At 68.8% G+C, this 17,979-nt stretch carries 15 protein-coding genes and 2 pseudogenes; 11 read left to right on the top strand and 6 right to left on the bottom strand.

Features of this window, described 5'->3' with window-relative positions:
* Nucleotides 1-11: 11 nt before the first annotated feature.
* The 3 genes and pseudogenes from AB0I41_RS15720 to AB0I41_RS15710 all read left to right on the top strand — a co-directional run.
* Nucleotides 12-134 (top strand): annotated as a pseudogene (locus tag AB0I41_RS15720) (helix-turn-helix transcriptional regulator); the annotation flags it as partial.
* Nucleotides 135-224: 90 nt separating this feature from the next.
* On the top strand, nt 225-704 hold the full coding sequence (locus tag AB0I41_RS15715) for a hypothetical protein (RefSeq protein WP_357107202.1): 480 nt from the start codon (nt 225-227) through the stop codon (nt 702-704).
* A 220-nt stretch (nt 705-924) separates the two neighbouring features.
* The gene (locus tag AB0I41_RS15710) at nt 925-3,930 is read left to right on the top strand and encodes a family 16 glycoside hydrolase (RefSeq protein ID WP_357107199.1); all 3,006 of its coding nucleotides are present in this window, start codon (nt 925-927) and stop codon (nt 3,928-3,930) included.
* 12 nt (nt 3,931-3,942) lie between these two features.
* On the opposite strand, the gene AB0I41_RS15705 is transcribed toward AB0I41_RS15710, so the two are convergent.
* The 4 genes from AB0I41_RS15705 to AB0I41_RS15690 form a co-directional block, all read right to left on the bottom strand.
* Nucleotides 3,943-4,701, bottom strand: a complete 759-nt coding sequence (locus tag AB0I41_RS15705) for a hypothetical protein (RefSeq protein ID WP_357107196.1) — start codon at nt 4,699-4,701, stop codon at nt 3,943-3,945.
* Complete coding sequence (locus AB0I41_RS15700) at nt 4,674-5,201, bottom strand: hypothetical protein (RefSeq protein ID WP_357107193.1); 528 nt, start codon at nt 5,199-5,201, stop codon at nt 4,674-4,676. Before AB0I41_RS15700 ends, AB0I41_RS15705 begins: the two co-directional genes overlap by 28 nt.
* 448 nt (nt 5,202-5,649) lie before the next feature.
* Complete coding sequence (locus AB0I41_RS15695; RefSeq protein ID WP_357107191.1) at nt 5,650-5,964, bottom strand: hypothetical protein; 315 nt, start codon at nt 5,962-5,964, stop codon at nt 5,650-5,652.
* Between the two features lie 520 nt (nt 5,965-6,484).
* The gene (locus tag AB0I41_RS15690; RefSeq protein WP_357107188.1) at nt 6,485-7,096 is read right to left on the bottom strand and encodes a hypothetical protein; all 612 of its coding nucleotides are present in this window, start codon (nt 7,094-7,096) and stop codon (nt 6,485-6,487) included.
* Nucleotides 7,097-7,752: 656 nt separating this feature from the next.
* Between AB0I41_RS15690 and AB0I41_RS15685 the strand changes: the two genes are divergently transcribed.
* From AB0I41_RS15685 to AB0I41_RS15655, 7 genes and pseudogenes are all read left to right on the top strand, one after another.
* On the top strand, nt 7,753-10,233 hold the full coding sequence (locus tag AB0I41_RS15685; RefSeq protein WP_357107185.1) for a M14 family metallopeptidase: 2,481 nt from the start codon (nt 7,753-7,755) through the stop codon (nt 10,231-10,233).
* Between the two features lie 259 nt (nt 10,234-10,492).
* The gene (locus AB0I41_RS15680) at nt 10,493-10,864 is read left to right on the top strand and encodes a metalloregulator ArsR/SmtB family transcription factor (RefSeq protein WP_357107182.1); all 372 of its coding nucleotides are present in this window, start codon (nt 10,493-10,495) and stop codon (nt 10,862-10,864) included.
* 307 nt (nt 10,865-11,171) lie between these two features.
* Nucleotides 11,172-11,741, top strand: a complete 570-nt coding sequence (locus AB0I41_RS15675; protein ID WP_357107178.1) for a hypothetical protein — start codon at nt 11,172-11,174, stop codon at nt 11,739-11,741.
* Nucleotides 11,738-11,935: a hypothetical protein gene (locus tag AB0I41_RS15670; RefSeq protein WP_357107390.1), complete on the top strand. Its 198-nt coding sequence runs from the start codon at nt 11,738-11,740 to the stop codon at nt 11,933-11,935. Before AB0I41_RS15675 ends, AB0I41_RS15670 begins: the two co-directional genes overlap by 4 nt.
* Nucleotides 11,890-12,019: pseudogene (locus AB0I41_RS15665) on the top strand (beta-1,3-glucanase family protein); the annotation flags it as partial. The gene AB0I41_RS15670 and the pseudogene AB0I41_RS15665, both read left to right, overlap by 46 nt.
* A 271-nt stretch (nt 12,020-12,290) precedes the next feature.
* A complete protein-coding gene (locus AB0I41_RS15660) occupies nt 12,291-13,394 on the top strand; it encodes a hypothetical protein (RefSeq protein WP_357107175.1) in 1,104 nt (367 codons plus the stop codon).
* A 32-nt stretch (nt 13,395-13,426) separates the two neighbouring features.
* Nucleotides 13,427-14,209, top strand: a complete 783-nt coding sequence (locus AB0I41_RS15655; RefSeq protein WP_357107172.1) for an alkaline phosphatase PhoX — start codon at nt 13,427-13,429, stop codon at nt 14,207-14,209.
* Nucleotides 14,210-14,306: 97 nt separating this feature from the next.
* Here AB0I41_RS15655 and AB0I41_RS15650 read toward each other — a convergent pair whose 3' ends face one another.
* The gene (locus tag AB0I41_RS15650) at nt 14,307-15,668 is read right to left on the bottom strand and encodes a DNRLRE domain-containing protein (RefSeq protein WP_357107168.1); all 1,362 of its coding nucleotides are present in this window, start codon (nt 15,666-15,668) and stop codon (nt 14,307-14,309) included.
* A gap of 224 nt (nt 15,669-15,892) precedes the next feature.
* On the opposite strand from AB0I41_RS15650, the gene AB0I41_RS15645 reads away from it, so the two are divergent.
* Complete coding sequence (locus tag AB0I41_RS15645; protein WP_357107165.1) at nt 15,893-16,228, top strand: hypothetical protein; 336 nt, start codon at nt 15,893-15,895, stop codon at nt 16,226-16,228.
* A gap of 13 nt (nt 16,229-16,241) precedes the next feature.
* Here the strand turns inward: AB0I41_RS15645 and AB0I41_RS15640 are convergent, their stop codons facing one another.
* Nucleotides 16,242-17,633: a M36 family metallopeptidase gene (locus AB0I41_RS15640; RefSeq protein WP_357107162.1), complete on the bottom strand. Its 1,392-nt coding sequence runs from the start codon at nt 17,631-17,633 to the stop codon at nt 16,242-16,244.
* Nucleotides 17,634-17,979: the final 346 nt, after the last annotated feature.

Here is a 17,979-nt window from a genome sequence, read left to right as displayed (position 1 = left end):
TCGGCTGATTTGTGGTGGCGATCCGAGAATGCATCCCACTGACCCAGGAACAGCTCGCCGTCGAGCTGGGCGTCGACCGCGCGACCGTACAGAGCTGGGAATCAGGACGCCGGCCCTTCAGCGCCGTACCGGTATAGTGCCCGGATGCTGCGCGTCGTTTCGGATCTTCGCGACCGGCTGGCGGCCGGGTCGGTCAGCGGCGACGGCGGGCCGTGCTGACCGGCATGCTTGCGTTGGGCCGCCGGCGAGGTACCGGGCTACTCGCCGTGGTCTTCGCCAGCGGCCTGGTGGTGCCGCTCGGTGGCTGTTTCGACGGTTGCACCGACACCGTGCTCCAGGTGTCGCCGGTCGAGGCCGACGACGTGGCCGCCCCGCTCACCGTCAGCGCGCGGCTGACCCGGGACGGCGATCCGTTCGCCGGGGTCGCGGTGAAGCTGGCGGTGATGGTGGTGGGCCCGAACAACGCACACAGCGAGGCGCTGTTCTCCGCGACCACCGACGCCGACGGCCGGGCGAGCGTGACCCGGCCGGGTGGCGTCGCCCGGCTCTCGCCCATCAACCACCAGGTGACCGGGTACGCCGCCTACTTCCAGCCGCTGGACAAGATCGACGGAGTGGCCTACTGCTGGTCGAGCGCCACCGCGCCGATCACCTGCCGCGCCGATGCCGGATCCGGGCCGTGCCCGGCCGGTAGGCCAGCCTGACGTCGCCGGCATCCTGCGCGCGGCCCTCTGGCACTGCTGGGCGCCCAGATCGTGACCGCCGAGGGCAACTTTCCACTCACACATCTAAAAGTTTCGCTAGTTCGATGTAAAGTGATAGCGCCAGCGATCGGTCTTTTGTGTTTCGAGATCGTACTGACTGGCCCCCAGAGGAAAGTTCAGGGCTCCTTCCCGGCCGTGACCCGCACCCACAGGAGGATCCATGACCGCACCGAACCGGCGGCGCGGGCGGCGCCGAGCCGTGCTCGCGGCCGCAGGTGCCGCTCTGGCAACCGTGCTCGCCGCAGCCCCCGTCGCCCCGGCCACGGCCGCACCCGTCACCGCCGATGTCCCGCCGCAGGAACCAGGCGTTACCCTGCGCTCGTACGACATGGGCGTCCCGCTGTCGGCACTGTGCACCCTCAAGCCCGCACAGACGCCGAACGTCGACAGGCGCGTGCCGCAGATCAACTGGACCACCCCGGACGAGTTCGGTCTCTCCGACCGGTTCATCAGCCACGTCATCGCCAACCTCACCGTCCCCGTCGACGGCCCGTACGCGTTCCGGCTCACCAGCGACGACGGGTCACGGCTGACGATCGGCGATCAGCTCGTCGTCGACCACGACGGCCTGCACGGCGAGACCTCCCGGGAGGGATCGGTCACCTTGAGCGCCGGCCTGCACCCGTTGTTCGTCGAGTTCTTCGAGAACGGCGGTGGCCAGGTGCTGCGGCTCGAATGGCGGCCCCCCGGCGCCGACGACTTCGAGCTCGTGCCGACCTCCGCGCTGAGCACCGATGCCGGGGTCGTGCGCGTCACCGCTCCCGGGTGGAAGTACTGCGAGGGCGCGACCGACTCGGCCGGGGACGGCCTGCCGCTCGACCGTGTGCACCCGGGCTACACACTCACCGACCTGCGTCCCGGCGGGTTCCGGCCGCAGGTCACCGGGATGGCCTTCATGCCTGACGGCGATCTGGTCATCTCCACCTGGGGCGGCACCGACAACGCGACCGGCGAGGTCCACGTGGTCGAGGGCGTGACCGGGAAGACCGGTCCCGAACAGGTGACCTACCGCAGGCTCGCGGAGGGGCTGCGCGAACCCCAGGGGGTGGCGGTGGTCGACGGCACCGTCTATGTCAGCCAGAAGCACGAGCTGACGGCCTTGCGCGACACCGACGGCGATGGCGTCGCGGACGACTACCGGACGGTTGCGACCTGGCCGTGGGGCCGTAACTTCCACGAGTTCGCGTTCGGCCTGCTCTACCGGGACGGCTACTTCTATCTCAACCTGTCGGTCGCCATCAACCTGGGTGGCGCCACCACGGTGCCCCAGCCCGCGCCGAACCGCGGTACCTCGATCAAGGTGAACGCCAAAACCGGCGAGATCACGTATGTCGCCGGGGGGCTGCGCACGCCCAACGGGATCGGGTGGGGCCCGCGCGGCGAGGTCTTCGTCACCGACAACCAGGGGGGCTGGCTGCCCGCGTCCAAGCTGGTCGCAATCCAGGATGGCGCCTTCTACAACCACTACACGACGCCCGCGGGGCCGTTCGACGACAAGCCGGTGACGCGTCCCATCGTCTGGCTCCCGCAGAACGAGATCGGTAACTCACCGTCCACTCCCGTGCTGCTGAAGCAGGGGCCGTACGCGGGGCAGCTGGTCGTCGGCGATGTGACCTACGGTGGCCTGCAGCGCGTGTTCCTCGAGAAGATCGAGGGGCAGTACCAGGGCGCGGTGTTCCGGCACACGCAGGGCCTGGAGTCCGGCATCAACGAGGTGGCCCTCGGCCCCGACGGCGCGGTATACGTGGGTGGCCTGGGCGCCGGCGGCAACTGGGGTCAGGACGGCAAACTCACGTACGGCCTGCAGAAGCTCACGCCCAACGGCACCTCGGTCTTCGAGGTCAAGGAGATGCGCGCGTCGAATGTCGGGTTCGAGCTGGAGTACACCGAGCCGCTGTCGGCCGAGACCGCGCAGAAGCTCGCCGACGCGTACCAGGTGACGCAGTGGCGCTACGGTGCGACGAGCCAGTACGGCGGTCCCAAGCTCGAGCTGGAGACGCTCAAGGTGACCAAGGCCGAACTGTCGGCCGACGGCCGCACTGTCAAGCTCAAGATCCCGGGCCTGAAGGAGAACCGCGTGGTGCACCTGCGCTCCCCGCGTCCGTTCTCCTCCGCCGGCGGCGAGGAGCTGTGGAACACTGAGGCCTGGTACACGCTCAACGAGATCCCTGGTCGCGTGGTGCAGCCGCAGACGTTCTTCGAGGCCGAGGAGGGCCGTACGGTCGGCGTCGGCATGGCCACCGACCACGCCGCCTACTCCGGCGCTGGCTTCGCCGCCGGGTTCGCCCAGGACGGCTCGTCGACCAGCATGTCCGTCGACGTCCGCAAGAGCGGGACGTACGACCTGGCGATGCGCTACAGCAACGGCCCGAACCCCTACTCGGGTGAGAAGCAGCTGAGCCTGTACGTCAACGGTGAACGGGTGAAGCAGATGGTCTTCCCCTCCACCGTGACCTGGAAGGAGTGGGGCACCGTCACTACCACCGTGCACCTGAACGAGGGTCGAAACGTGGTCGAGTACCGCAAGGAGGCCGCGGACTCCGGGCACGTGAACCTGGACGTACTCGCCGTCCGGCCGCACGGCCAGCGCATCACGCTGTTCAACGGTAACGATCTCACCGAATGGCAGCACAGCGACGGGCGCGAACCGGGGTGGACGGTCGCGGACGGCGCCATGACGGTGCGCAGTGGGGACCTGCGCACGTTGCAGGCCTTTGGCGACTTTCGCCTGCACGTGGAGTTCAACCTGCCGCTGTACCCGCCGGACGTGACCGGCCAGGCGCGCGCCAACAGCGGCGTGTACCTGCAGGACCGCTACGAGATCCAGGTGCTGGACTCGTTCGGCATCGACCCGCCGCAGATCAACGACGCCGCGGCCATCTACAACCAGAAGGCCCCCGACGTGAACGCGGCGCTGCCGCCCCAGGCCTGGCAGACATACGACATCGTCTACCGGCAGGCCCGCTACGACGCGGCCGGCAAGAAGGTCGACAACGCGCGCGTCACCGTGGTGTGGAACGGCGTCACGGTGCACGACGACGTCGAGATCCTCGGCCCGACGGGCGGCAGCCGGCCCGAGGGCCCGGCGACGGGCGCCATCCGGCTGCAGGACCACGGCGATCCGGTCCAGTACCGCAGCATCTGGATCGAGCCGCTTGACCTGTAGGCCCGCCAGCGGTCAGAACGCGGACGGCCGGGACCGGTTCGCCGGCCCGGCCGCCCGCATGGGGTCCATCCGGCCGTGCTCGACGAGCTGGTCCCATCGGCGTGGCATTACGTCGAGCAGTACACCAACAGTGGACTTTTGGCCGATGGTGAGTAATGTCAGGTAGCTGTCTGTACCTGTGCTCTCCGAGGAGGCCGGCGACCCGTGGCCGAGAGATCGACCGCTCGTTCCGCCAATGGGGCTGCCCAACATCACGACGATCCGGCGAGCGTCATAGACAGCTGGATCTCTCGCCAGTCGCGGCTGCCGGCGGGTGATTCCGACTCGTCCTACGAGCGGCAGGAGGCTGCCGCGCCGCAGTGGTTCGAGGACGTGTCGGACCAGTACGAGGAGTCGCAACATCCCGCGGATACCTACCAGGAGCACGAAGGGCGACACGCAAGGCACCGGGCACACCCGCAGTACGAGGATGAGTACGAGCAGTACGACGGGGCCTACCTTGAGCATGAGCATGCGTACCGACGGTCGGACCCGCCGGCCTACCCCGAACCGGCGTACTACCGGCCCGACCAGACCTATCAGTACGAGGAGTACGACCACGCCCATCGGGAGGAACGCCGGGCCCAAGAGCCGTACGAACCGACCGATGCCAGTTCGGCCCACGAGGACGCGTACGCCGCGCAGCTGGAACGGTATGCCCCACCGGAGGCGGACTACGGCCACGCGGAGTACCCCCACGACGATTACGGCGGCCGCAACGAGTACCGCCACGAGGAGTTTGCCGCGCAGGACCCCGAGGCGGAGGAGGCGCGGCCCCGAAGGAGGCACCATCGGGCGGTTGTTGCCCGCCCGCGGCCGGCCAGGCGGCGGCGCTGGCTGATCCCGGTCGGGGGGCTCGCGTTGGGGGCGCTGCTCTGCGCTCTGGCCATCATGTGGGGGTCGGGCCGGCCGCCGGAGGGCGAGTTGCCGGTGTCGGCGGCCACCGCCCCGCCGGACCCGTCTGAGGAGCTCATTACCGTCCCGGAGATACCGTCGACGCCGCCAGGTTCCGCGACACCGCCCAACTCCTCCGCCACGCCCAGCGCCACACCGTCGGTCACGCCTTCCGCCACGCCCAGCGCCACACCGTCGGTCACGCCGTCCGCCACGCCGACCCCGACGCCCACCGTGGCCACGCCGACGCAGACCCGGAGCCCGAGCCCGGTCCTGCTCGGCCCATCGAGCAGCAGCGGGGTGGCGAACATGGCCCAGCGGTACTGTGATCGGTACACCGGGGGCTCCGCGGAGCCCCGCAACGACGGCCGTTGGCAATGTACGAGGCTTCTCTCCACGTCGATCGTCAGCATGGACGTCGCCTGCCGCGACACCTTCGATTCGGGCGCCTACGCACGGACATCGAAATCTGGCGATCCGTACGCCTGGCGGTGCTACCGCTGATCACCCAAGCTCGCAGCACCTGAGCCGACGCCCGACACCCCAGCTCCCCGTTCGGGCCGGTGCGGACGTTGCGTGCGGACGCGTCGCCGTGTACGAGGGTGAGCGGGCCTGCCGAGGCGATGTCCTGCTCGACCTTTGGCACCCGCCCGACAAGTCGCTCGGCGAGCGTTCGCAAGGACCGTCGGAGCCACAACCCACCGGCCGAGGACTTGGACCTGCTCTTGCTCTCACTCAGTTGGTTACTCAGCGCGTCCCCTGCCGCGAGACGGCTTGCAAGGCGCTCTATGGCCTGGAGAGAACGACCCAGACGACAACTGCGCCGAGGATCAGCACCCATTCGCCAGACCAACCCGCAATCAGCCCTTGCTTCAAGCGTTGGCTGCCATACCCGGACAGGATGAAGATGAGGCCGGCAGCCAGCAGGAGCATATGCACGAAGCCGTACGTGACCAGCATGGAGAAGAGAACGGCGAACCGGCCACCGGCCTCCAGGTCCTCATCGGGGCTGCTGGCACCGTACTTCTCAAGAGGGACCTTCATCGCCGCGATGGCCAGCGCATGAGCAAGCGTGGCCAGGCCAACGCCGCCGATCAGCAACCACCAACCAGGGCGGTTCCTCGAACCCGAAGCGCTACCCAACTCCGACATGCATACCCCATTCGGCCCCGCCACCAGGGCGGCCAGCAGCGGTTAAACAAGAACTGCTGTGCAGGCCGCAAGCCCAACAACGGCCAGCGGTGGGGAGGTTACAGCTTCGGCGCGATCCGCGTGCCCCGCCATCACTGTCTGCCGTCGACCCGCCCTTCTGGGAGCGGGCCGCCGCCCGTCCTGCCACGACGGGCGGACCGTGACGGCTCGTACGGACGCTGGCGGGCCGGGCGGTGGTCTGCTCGGCTTGCCCCGGCCAATGGCAGGCGGGATGGCCTACCGCCACCGCCCACGGACCGTGACCCGCCGACGGAGCCCTGGCCATCAGCCGGGCCGAGGCGAGCTGGTCGAGTGTCGGCGAGCCGCGGTCGCGTCGGTGCTTGTCCTCGGCGATCCGTGCACGCGGCTGAGCGCCTCGGCGATTCTCTCGGCAGATGACCTGCACAGGCTGCAGAGACGGTTACCTGATTCAGCTCTCGCGGTTCGGGTCGCCGAGGGCGTCCCACTCCTCAGGAGTGGTGGGAAACGGCTGCCAGTACGGCAGGTAGAACGCCCGCCACGTCGGAGTGGCCATCGAGAACGACTCCAACTCCGGGTCCGCGAGCATGCGGTAGACGAACTCCGTGGTCGACATGTCGAACCGGTGCCACGGGTGGGGTGGGTCGTGCCGAGCCACCACAGGCCACCGATCAGGGTTTACCGAGCGGTCCGCCAGCCAGAAGTACTGACCCCCGGACGAGTCGTGACCCCATTCGATCAGCCCGGACCCCTTGTCGGGCCCGTACAGCTCGTACGGGGCGTACAAGCGCCCGACGGATTCGTCATGCTCGCTCACCCAACGCCGGCTGGAGTTCCACCACCCGAGCAGCGAAGTCGAATCGTGATCGTCGGTCGGTCGCAGTAGATCAAGGAGCGCCATGAACAGCCCCGGCACGAACCGCCGACACAACTCCTTGAAGTCGCTTGGCAGCGTGACACCGAGCTCGGCCTCCACCTGCTCCCAGCCGGCACCGCCCTCAGGCTCGTGGCGCCATCCGGTCACCTCGACGATCCGGTCTATCCACGTCAGCTGATCATTCACGGCCGGCAAAGTAACAGTACGGACGGACATCTCCTCGCCTGGTCGTCACCCGCCCGCTGACCGTTGCTGCACTTGGTACTCCAACGTCACTTGGCTTCGGTTGGGCGGTCGTCGGTGGGCGACCATCGGCGGCCAGGGCTGGCCGTCCAGACACGACCCACAGCGTCACGCAATGCCTCAAGTAATGCTCAAATCCGGTTCGCGGCGACCGACCGATGTCAGAAGATGCACATACGCTCCCCTCGGTTCCAGCCGGCTCCCATCGCTTCGGACCCATACGGAGGTTGCATCGCGGGATAGGTCCAAGCGGACTTAACATGTGCAATGGTACAGCGGGTTCTCTCTGTGGGAGCGGTCCGAAGTCGAGGCGACCCCGTAGGGGAGAGGCCGATTACCGCCGGCGCGACGATCGGTGGAGGAAGCGACTGCTTCCTGATCACGGCGGTCGCGCTCCCGGCCTTCCGACCCTCCGCCGCGCGCGAACGCCCAGCCGCACCCAGCTCGCACACGGCCCTCCCGATCCTTCTCACGACGGCCATCGTCGTACCCAGGCTCATCGCGCGCGAGTTCGGCGCCGCCGTCCTGAATGGACCGACCCGATCACACCAGGGCCGGCCACCACATCAACCACACGCCACAAGCAGAAGGAGGGGAGAATGCGACGCACACAACTGCGCATCGCGCTTCTCGCGCTGCCCGCCCTGGTGGGGAGCGTCCTCATGGCGACCGCGCCCGCAGGCGCGGATCCCGCGGAGTCGACAGCCACGGCGGGCTCGGGGCGATCCCACCTCGAGGATTCGGAGCCGGTACGCCTCGTACGCATCCAGCTGGCCGGCGCCGACATGCTCGACGAGGTCGTCGCCGCCGGCTTCGACCTCGAGCACGGCCTCAGGCGCGTGCCGACCGGCATCGAAGGCGAGGCGGTGGTAACCGCCGAGCAGATCGCCGAACTCGAGGCGATGGGCGTCGAAATCCTCAGCGACGACGAGAGCTTCGCATGGAGCGACGAGGCCGACGGCGCCATCCAAGCCTTCGGCGCGCAGGCCGTCCAGCTGTTCAGCCACGAGGAGACGGTACGGGTCGCCCGCGTCGACTGGTTCACCACGAAGGGCCAGGGTTTTCTCTACGTCGAGGCACGGACCACTGAAGGGCAGCAGACGAACCCGGTCGTCACGATGCAGCTCGAGAACGACTCGGGCCCGGGCACGTCGTTCGGTTTCGCCCGGACGATGAGCCGGTTCGTCGACTCCGGGCAGTACATGTTCCACCGGAACCTGTTCAAGCTCGACGCACGCCCGAACCAGATCCGGGTCACGAGCTCGACCGGCGGCGTCGCCACCGGCTACGTCTCCAACTGGCTCGAGGACGGCGCGCCGCCGCTGACGGCGAACCCGGCCTACAAGTGGAACTTCGTCGACGGCTACAAGCACCCGCAGCAGCTCTACAGTCGCGCCGAGGAGATCGCACGCCAGTACCCGGACATCGCCGAGATCGTCTACCTGCCGCACCAGACGAACGGCTACCAGCGCAAGGCGCAGGCCACGATCGGCGGTACCGGGCAGGCTGCGGTCGTCGCCAGCTCGGCGGCGTGGGGCCACGAGGGTGGCAACGACATCACCGTCGAGTTCGTGAATCGGCCGGGAGCCAACCTCCCGCTCGCCGTCGAGGTGGTGGGCAAGGCGGTCCGCGTCCTCCTCGCGAAGGACGCCTCCGGTGGGCTCACGAGTACGGCCGCGCAGGTGGCGGCGGCGCTGCGGACCCAGTCCCAGGGCCTGATCGACCGGGCGCACCCGTATCGCACCAACGCGGGCACCGGCATCGTCGCGCCGACGTCCGGCCCGGTCGCGCTGACCGACTTCCTCGACCAGAAGCGCGTCGGCGCACCGGAGGGCGAGGTGCCGCGTGGCCCGGCCACGATCCCCGTCCTGCGGATCGGCAAGCACCGCGACGGCAGGAACCCCGGTGTCCTGATCCAGGCGCAGGACCACGCCCGCGAGTGGGTGCCCGCGACGACCACGCTGGAGACGGCCGAGCGTCTGGTGCACAACTACAAGTCCGACTGGGAGACGAAGAAGATCGTCAACAACACCGACATCTTCCTCATCCTGTCCAACAACCCCGATGGAGCGAACTACAGCTTCTACAACTTCGCCTCGCAGCGCCGGAACATGACGAACCACTGCCCGGACGACAACGCCGATACGGCCCGGCGTAACTCCTGGGGCGTCGACCTGAACCGGAACTACCGGGTCGGGTCGGGCCACGACGGCTACTCCGGCGGGTCGACCAGCTGCATCAGCGACACCTACCAGGGACCAGAGAAGCTGTCCGAGCCTGAGTCGAAGAACATCATCTGGCTGGTCGAGAAGTACTCGAACATCAAGTTCATGATGTCGGTGCACTCCAACGGCGGCCAGCTGTTCTGGCAGCCCGGCGCCTACATCGCGGACGGGCGGATCACCACGCCGCGCCCGCCGCTGCGTGACGAGGCGTTCTACTGGCAGTCGGCCGCCAGGATCCTGTCGCAGGTCAAGTCGCACCGGCAGACCGTCGTCACGCCGGAGAACGTCGGCGGCTCGTCGGACGTCCTCTACTCCTCCGCAGGCAACGTGCGCGAGGACCTGTACCACACCCACGGGATCTACGCCTTCGGCTGGGAGGTCGGCGGCTCGGTCTACAACCCGGCCACCGGCAACTGGCAGGGCGGCTCGTTCCAGCCGGCGTGGGTGGGAAACCCGGACCTTGTCAGCGGCCACGCCGAGACGATGGAGTACGCCAACGGAATCATGGAGATGTTCCGGATCGCGGCGGAGTGGGGCAAGGACAACAGGAAGCCGACGTCCTGGCTCGTTCCCGGCGGCGGGAGATACTCCGGGTCGGTCGACGTGCGCTTCGAGTCAAGCGAGCCGGCCACCATCTACTACACGACGGACGGCAGCCGGCCCACACTCGAGTCGCCACGCTACGCAGCGACCGAGTTCCGTGAGCCGGGGAAGGTGTTCCACGTAACCGGGACCACGACGTTCCGCTGGTTCTCGGTCGACACCGCCGGCAACATCGAGCAGAACTACGACCCGACGAACAACGACACGCGCAACAACTACCGCACGGCGACGGTCACGGTCGTCGAACAGTAGTCGTGCGCCAACCCGCCCATCCTGTGATCATTGCCTCGTCAGTGCGGTTCCGTCCGCACCGACGAGGCAATGGTCGCGCATGCTCAACCCGGCTGGCGGGGCGGGCTCACCGAAGGGGTCACCGAGCAGGAGGCAGCACGGCAGCGGCTGCTCGTAACCTCGCCGCCGCGGCCCCCAGCATCCCGCGCACCCTGCCTCGCGATCGCCAGCGGGGTAATGGTCCCTATTCCACCAACCTATCGATGGTGTTGGTGGAACTATGGAAGACGTGGGAACTGCGAAAACTACTATGCCTGCTATCTCGCCGCTTGCTGGCGAGCCGATCAAGCGTGCCGATGCCGAGCGGCTCGCGGGAGTGCTGAAGGCATTCGCCGACCCGGCCCGACTGCGGCTGCTCAGCCTGATCCAGTCCGCTCCGGAGGGCGAGGCGTCCGTGAGTGACCTCACCGCGCCGCTTGGTCTCTCCCAGCCGACCGTGAGTCATCACCTTCGGATCCTCACCGAGGCCGGCCTGCTCGAGCGCGAGAAGCGCGGCGTCTGGGCGTACTACCGCCTGATGCCGTCCGCGATCGCGGCGATCGCCGACCTGTTGACGCCGCCCCGCAAGCGGGCGACGAAGAGGGCCCGTTGAGCGGCACTGTCGAGGGCTGCGCCATCGTAGAGGGCTGGCAGGATGATCCAGTGCGCATCACCCCTCGCCTCGTGGCGTCCTCCCGCGTGCCGGCGAACGCTTCTCGCGTACCCGGTGTCGCCCACACCGCGGACACGCCCGCCGTCCAGCGGTGGCCGCACCGCCGGCTCGTCGTGATCCGCCGGGACGACGAGCTGGAAGCGTACGACCTCGACCGGCTCCTCGCCGGCGACGACACTCCCGCCGCCCGGTTCCCGCCGCCCGGTTCCCGGCGCCCTGGCCCCGCTGGGCGGGCGGGATCGACGCGATGAGCCCAACGTTCGACCTGGCGGTCTTCAGCGGTCAGCACGCGCTGCACGCGGTCGACGCCGCCGGCGCCCTGCGCTGGCGGGTGCGGCACGCATGCTGGGGCTCGCCCTGCTCGTCCTTCCACGACTCCTACGAGGAGTACGCGGGCATCGACGGGCATCGCCATCCCGACTGGGGCTCGTGCCGGATCAGCGCGGACGGCTCGACGGTGTGGGCGCACGTACGCACCCCGCTGCCGGATGACGTCGAGCCGAAGCCCGACGAGGAGTGGCTCGTGCTCGACACCCTCGACGGCCGCGTCCTGGGACGGGCCTCGACGGACAACGCAGCCGCCGGCTCCCACCACGTCCCCCACCCCGACCCCGGCCAGATGGGCCTCAGCGTCGGCGAGGGCCAGGACGGTGTGCCGCTGCGGTGGGGTCGGTGGGACGTGCCCGACTCACCGTCAACCGCATCGCGGATGACGACCGCTGCCTCGTCGACGTCAGCCCTTGCGGGACGCAGTTCCTCACCGTCGCCCACGAGCAGGGCGAACTGGCGATCCACCGCCTTCCCGACGGTGCTGTGACGTATGAGGTCGCCGCCTACGACCGGCGACATCCCCAGGCGCCGTCGGAACCCGAGGACGAGCCCTTCTGGGACTACCGGTGCGGCTTCGTCGACGAGCGCACGGTGATCGCGAGCACCGGCGAGAGCGACGAGAAGTACGGGCAGCCGACCAGGTGGTCGGCCCGATCTCCCGGACGCTCTGCGCGGCCCTGAACCGGGGCACGCTCGGCACCATCCAGCACGAACGCCGCCGATTTCTACCGCAACAACCCGACGAACCAGTATGCCCGCCTCATCCGCCCGGGTGACCACCCACGTGCTGGGCGCCTGCCGCTCGCTGGTGAAGGCCCGCGGCGGGGTGTGGCTCTCCGGTGGAAGCCGGCTGCTGGGACGCGGTGAGCAGCCGGACCCGAAGGCTGTGTCGCCGCCCGCCGGGGTGGCCCGCCGCCCAGCGGCCCGGAGGCGCGCGCCTTCCAGCGGCGGGTCCTCCCGCAAGTCGCCGGAACATATTGACGGGGATCAGGGCCTTACTGTAAACAAGGCGTACTGATGAGTCGGGGAGGTCTCCATGCGACGCTCTGTACTGCTGGCCGCGACCCTGCTTGCGCTCGCCGCGACCACCCCGGCCGCCGCCGCACCGCCACCCCGCCCGGCGGGCGCCACCCTCGCCGCCACGCCCATCCAGATCTACGGCGCGTGGCACTGCGGCAACGACTACTGCACGTGGGGGACGGTCCGCGACGTCGCCGAGTTCGACAGCCAGAACCACTGGCTCGTCGACCGCGGGGACGGCCGACCGTCGGTGAACCTGGTGGTGCTCAGCTTCGTCAACCCGCTCGCGCTGCTGCGCCAGACCACCGACGCCGCGACCCTCGACGGCGTGCCGAAGGGCATGACCCCGGAGATCGTCAACTACTTCACCGCCCGCGGCGTCCGGGTGATGCTCTCCATCGGCGGCATCACATACACCGACGACTGGGACGCGGCACTCGCCGAGAACCCCACCCTGCTCGGTCAGCGGGCCGCCGCCATCGCCACCCAGCTCGGCGTCGGCATCGAGATCGACTACGAGCAGAACAGCGGCCCGAACCTGACCGGCCTGCAATCCTTCATCGGCGCCTACCGGGCCGTCCACCCGTACGACGCGACGGGCGCCCGGCCCCAGGCCCGGCTCACCATCGACGTCGCGGCCGGCGACCGGTGGCTGATCGACCTCAACCGCAAGGCCACCGCCGACTGGCTGCGTACCGACACCCCGGTCCTCGACTACGCCAATGCCATGGTGGCCGCCCGACCCGTCTCGGCCAGCACCTCTGAGGCGAGCTGGCAGGAGCACCTCGACGGCAAGCCGCAGTACAGCCCACCCGTGCCGCCGCTCGCCCCGGCGAAGTTCACCGGTGGCGTCTACATCGCCTACGGCGGCAAGCCGCTGCCGGAGTGCGTCGACTACGCCACCTCCGTGCAGCGGGCCGCCGCGCCCTACGTGCAGAGCGTCGCGCCCAACGGTGCGGGCGTCACACCCGGCATGCTCGGCTTCATGTTCTGGGCGGCCGAACGCCCCTCCACCCGGGGCATTGGCACCGTGCCGCCGAACACCTGCGAGAGCGGGACCGGCGCCGGGGCGACCGCCTTGTCCGTCCCGGTGCCGATGCCGGCCCTGCGCCAGAGCTGACCGGCGGTCGCGGCGCAGGGCGGGTCGGCAAGATGGCGAAGCTCTCGGACGCTCCGGGGTGGGTTGAGCACGAAGATCCGGCGGTCGCGGTGGACCCGCGTACCGGAATCGTCTACCTGACCGAGGACGCCACCCCGTCCGGGTTCTACCGCTACCTGCCCAACAAGGCGGGCGAACTGTCCGCCGGCGGCGAACTGCAGATGCTCGTCGTGCAGACCCCGGGCGGGTCGTCGTACTCGACCTACGCCGACGGCACGGGCGTGGAGTACCGGACCTCCTGGGTCACGGTGCCCAACCCCGACTACGCCCCGGGCGAGACCCGCCCCGCGGTGCAGGGCGCCGCGCTCGGCGCCGCCGTGTTCAAGCGGCTCGAGGGCGCCTGGTACGGCAACGACCGGGTCTACATCGTGTCCACCAGCGGCGGGCCGAAGGGCCAGGGCCAGGTCTTCGAGTACGACCCGCAGGCCGAGACGATGCGGGTGCTCTTCGCCTCGCCGGATTCCACCGTGCTGAACAACCCTGACAACATCTGCGTCAGCCCGCGTGGTGGCATCGTGCTCTGCGAGGACGGCAGCGAGGGCGAATACCTGCACGGCCAGACCACCGACGGCGAGATCTTCCCGTTCGCGCTGAACCAGGTCGTGATCCCGGCCGGCGGGGTCCCCGGCAAGTCGGTCGCCCCCGGCGACTACGCCGGTTCCGAGTGGGCCGGGTCGACCTTCGATCCGAAGAACGGCAACTGGATGTTCGTCAACGTGCAGAGCCCCGGTATCACGTTCGCCATCACCGGCCCCTGGCGGAACGACTCGCTCTGATGCCCTGATCGTGGATCGCCTGGGAAGGGCAGGATAGCCACGCGGGGGTTGTCCGGGAACATCCCGAACAACCCCGCGTGCTTGTGGGTGTGGTCGGTCAGTGGCAGGTGTTGGTGCCGCTGTCGGTGTAGGTCTTGCCCGCTTCGGGGACGAACTGCCAGTCGTAGCTGTTGGCGTGCAGGGTGAACTTCAGTACGCCGTAGGTGTCGCTGTTGCGCGCCTCGCTGTTCGGCTGGATGGTGCCGAAGCCGTAGTGCCCGGCGCCGCCCATGCCGGCGACGAACGCGCGGATGCCGCGGGTGGTGTCCAGGCCACCAGTGGGGTTCTGTGGGGCGAACCGCTCGTACTGGTGGTTGTGGCCGAACACCACGACGTCGGCGTTGTAGTCGTACAGCGCCTGGTACAGCGGTCGGGTCGAGGTGGACGGGGCGTGGTTGGCGCCCGAGGTGAAGAGCGGGTGGTGCCAGTAGGAGAGGGTGCACGGCTTGGTGCTGGCGGCCAGGTCGGCCCGCAGCCACCGCTCCTGCGCCGAGCCCGCGGCCATGCTGACGTTCGAGTTCAGCGACACCACGTGCCAGTTGCCGAGGTCGTAGGAGTAGTAGCCCTGGCCGGACGGGCCGGCGTTGGCGCCGAAGTAGCCGTAGTAGCCGGTGGCGCCGGCGGTGTTGTAGTCGTGGTTGCCCGGCGCGGGACGCGTACGGGCCTTGTGCCGGCCCCAGGTCGGCTCGTAGTAGCTGTTGAACTCCGCCGTCGTGCCGTTGGAGTAGACGTTGTCGCCGGTGGTGTACACCGTCCCGGCGATGGTGTCCAGCAGGGCCGCGGTGGCGGTGTCACCCGAGCCGGAGTCGGCGATGTCACCCGCGCCCACCAGCACCGGGTCACCCGAGGGCGGCGGTGTGGTAGCGGTGGGCGTGGGGGTCGGCGACGGCGCGGGGCCGGTGGTCACGATCAGCTGCGGCGCGGTGGCACCGCCCTCGCGAGAGTCGTAGTCGGCACCGTCGTTGTTCGACGAGGTCACGCCGATGCTGAAGGTGCCGTTGCCGGTCACCAGCTTGGTCACGTCGACCTCGTACCAGGCGTTGCGGGCGACACTGCCGAGCGTAGCCAGGGTCACCCCGTCGATGGCGGGCTGGTTGTTCCAGGTGACCCCGGTCTCCGACCAGGTGGTGTTGGTCATGGCCTTGAAGGTGCCGCCGCTGGGGCTCTCGGCGCCGACCACGTCGTCGGTGTGGATGCGCAGCTTGGCGCCGGTCACCGGCTCGGTCAGGCCGCTGACCGAGAAGCGCAGGAACATCCGCTTCACGGGCGAGTTGTCAACGCCCAACTGCGTCGAGGTGCCGTAGTTGGTGGAGGCGGAACCGTTGTTCACGTAGGTGTCGGCGACCGGAGTGAACGTGGACGTGGCGGCGGCGGCCGGGCCCGTCGCCGTCAACACCGCGGCGGTCGCGGCCGTCAGCACTAATGCTGTCCCCACGGTCACTGCCGTCCGAACATGGCGGATACGCATCGACTGATCCCCTTCTCGGATGATAGCTGCGCCATCTGGCAACCGATCGAGGAATTTAAGGGTCTGTCGAGACTGCATGGACACGAGCCGGTGAACGTTGTGGGTGCCGGGGGTGAGGCTTTTCCGGCGCCAACGCATTGTCTCGACGGGCGGCGCGTTCGACACCGGCAGTTCATGTGACGTACGGGGTCATCGACGGGGTCTACACCGGCGCCACGGCGGTACTGCGGATCGTCGGCGGCTACGTCGCCGACCTCATACGCAGACGCAAAGCCCTGGCCGGCATCGGTTACGCGCTCTCGGCAGTGGCCAAGCTCGCCAGGCGGCCGTACGTGAACTCGCCGATCGATCGGCCAGCAGCAGCCCCAGCTGTTGAGCGTGGATACCACGCCGTTCTCGCGAGGCGGTGGCGTGCCGTCTCCGGAACGACCGCCCGCGCGGCGGAGACAGGGGTCGTCCGGCGGATATGCGCGCCGCGGACCTGGGCGGAAGCGGCCAGGTCCGCGGCGTGAGCCGACGGATATCTCAGATGAAACCGCGGGCGTGCATCGCGGTCCTGCAGGCGTTCGCCGCCGTCGCACCGTAGAGGGCCTGCGCGGTGGCGACGATCTGGTTGGCGGCTGCGGTGAAGGACGTGTTAGGCGCGAAGCTGAACTGCGCCTCCAGGATGATCGTGTCCGCCTGGGTACGCCCCAACGAACCGAAAATGTCGAAGAGCGCTCGTGACCACATCTCGCCATCGGCGTGCACTTCCCCGACGACGCTGCCCGGGTAGACCTTGTTGCCGTCGACCCGGCGCAGGCAGTGCGGTGTGCCGCTGGTGTAGGAGACCGCATCCCAATCGGCGATGCAGGCAAGCGGCGTCGTGGCCGTGTTGGCACTGACAGCGCTCGACATCGTCATGGCCCAGTAGTCGCCAAAGCCCTCGCCGATCGCACCGGCCTCGGCGCCGGAGCCGAAGCCGGGCACTTGGGCGTCCTGGATGGCGTGGCCGTACTCGTGCCAGATGACCTCGGCATCCTCGGCGTCATCGACCCCGCCGGTTCCGAAGGTGAGCTGGTCCGTGGCCGGGTCGTAATAGGAGTTGTCGGCGCTCAGCCCGGTGGTGCGGTACCGCTGGGCCGAGTTGTTGACGTCGACGAAGCCGAGGGCCTGGACGTATTCCTGTGCCCGGGTCAGGTGGTAGTAGGCCATCACCTGCTCGAACCCGTCCTGGGAACGGTTGTAGTTGAAGACGTTGGTCGCGGAGGTGACCGCCTTCTTGCTGACGTTGCTGGCGAAGGCGCCCCTGAGCGCCCCGGAGCCGTCCAACTGGGTCAGCGTGACGGTCTTGTAGGCAGGTGCGAAGACCGCCGAGTCGGTGTTGGCGTTGTCGGTCAGGCTCTCGTTCTGGAGTGTGACCACGGGGTTGGGGTCGAAGACCCGCCCGCTGCCGTTGACCTCCTTGATCAGTGAATCCGATCGGAGCACGACGCCGGATCGGGCATCCACGAGGACCTGCTTCGAATCACGTCCGGTGTCGATGACCACTCGCCAGGCCAGGGTTCCGGTCGTGCCGGGCAGCACGACGAGGTGGGATCCGGTGACAGTGCCAGGGTGCCGTCTGGTCGCTGCCGCATGCGCGCGATTCCCGTCGATCGAGGCGGCGCCCGGGGACGCCCCGATGGCGAGCCTGCCGTCCTGGGTGACAACCGCGCCGGTACGTGCGTCGGTGTGCGTGGCGTAAAAGCCACCGAGGACCGGGATCCCTCGGTAGGTCTGCTGGTACCAGTGGTGCTCGCCGAGAAGCGAGTGTTTGACTCCGATGAGGGTGAGCCCGTCAGGTGAGGCGGGCACCGCGACGGCTGGCGTGCTTGCGCCTGCTACGAGAAGTGCTGCGGATGCGATTAGCACAGCGAGGCGGGAACGTTGATTCATGGGCGGATCGTAGGCGACTAAATCGGGGAGTGTAAATGTTCCGCTGCCCGCCGAAACTCTGCCGCCATTTTTACAGGCGTGCTTCGGCGAGCATCGGCTCGATCGACGGACTCAGCACCACACCGCCACCTCTACGCCGTGTGGGTCCGGCCCGCGCGGTCGGCGTTCGCGCTGTCCCACTGGCCGGCCAGGAGGTCGAACCGGCACCGGACACGCCAGCCGGTCCCCTGTACCGTGCCAGAACTCGTCGAACAGGCGGTGAGCTGGGAGCTCCCGGTTTGCGTTGGCGATCATCGGGGTGCTGGTTCGACTGCTGTACCTGATGATGATCCGGATAGTCGGCGGG

This window comes from Micromonospora sp. NPDC050200 (assembly GCF_040656135.1).
Taxonomy (GTDB): Bacteria; Actinomycetota; Actinomycetes; order Mycobacteriales; family Micromonosporaceae; genus Micromonospora.
Note: the sequence above shows the minus strand (reverse complement) of the source record. Positions and strands in the feature narration are given on the sequence as shown.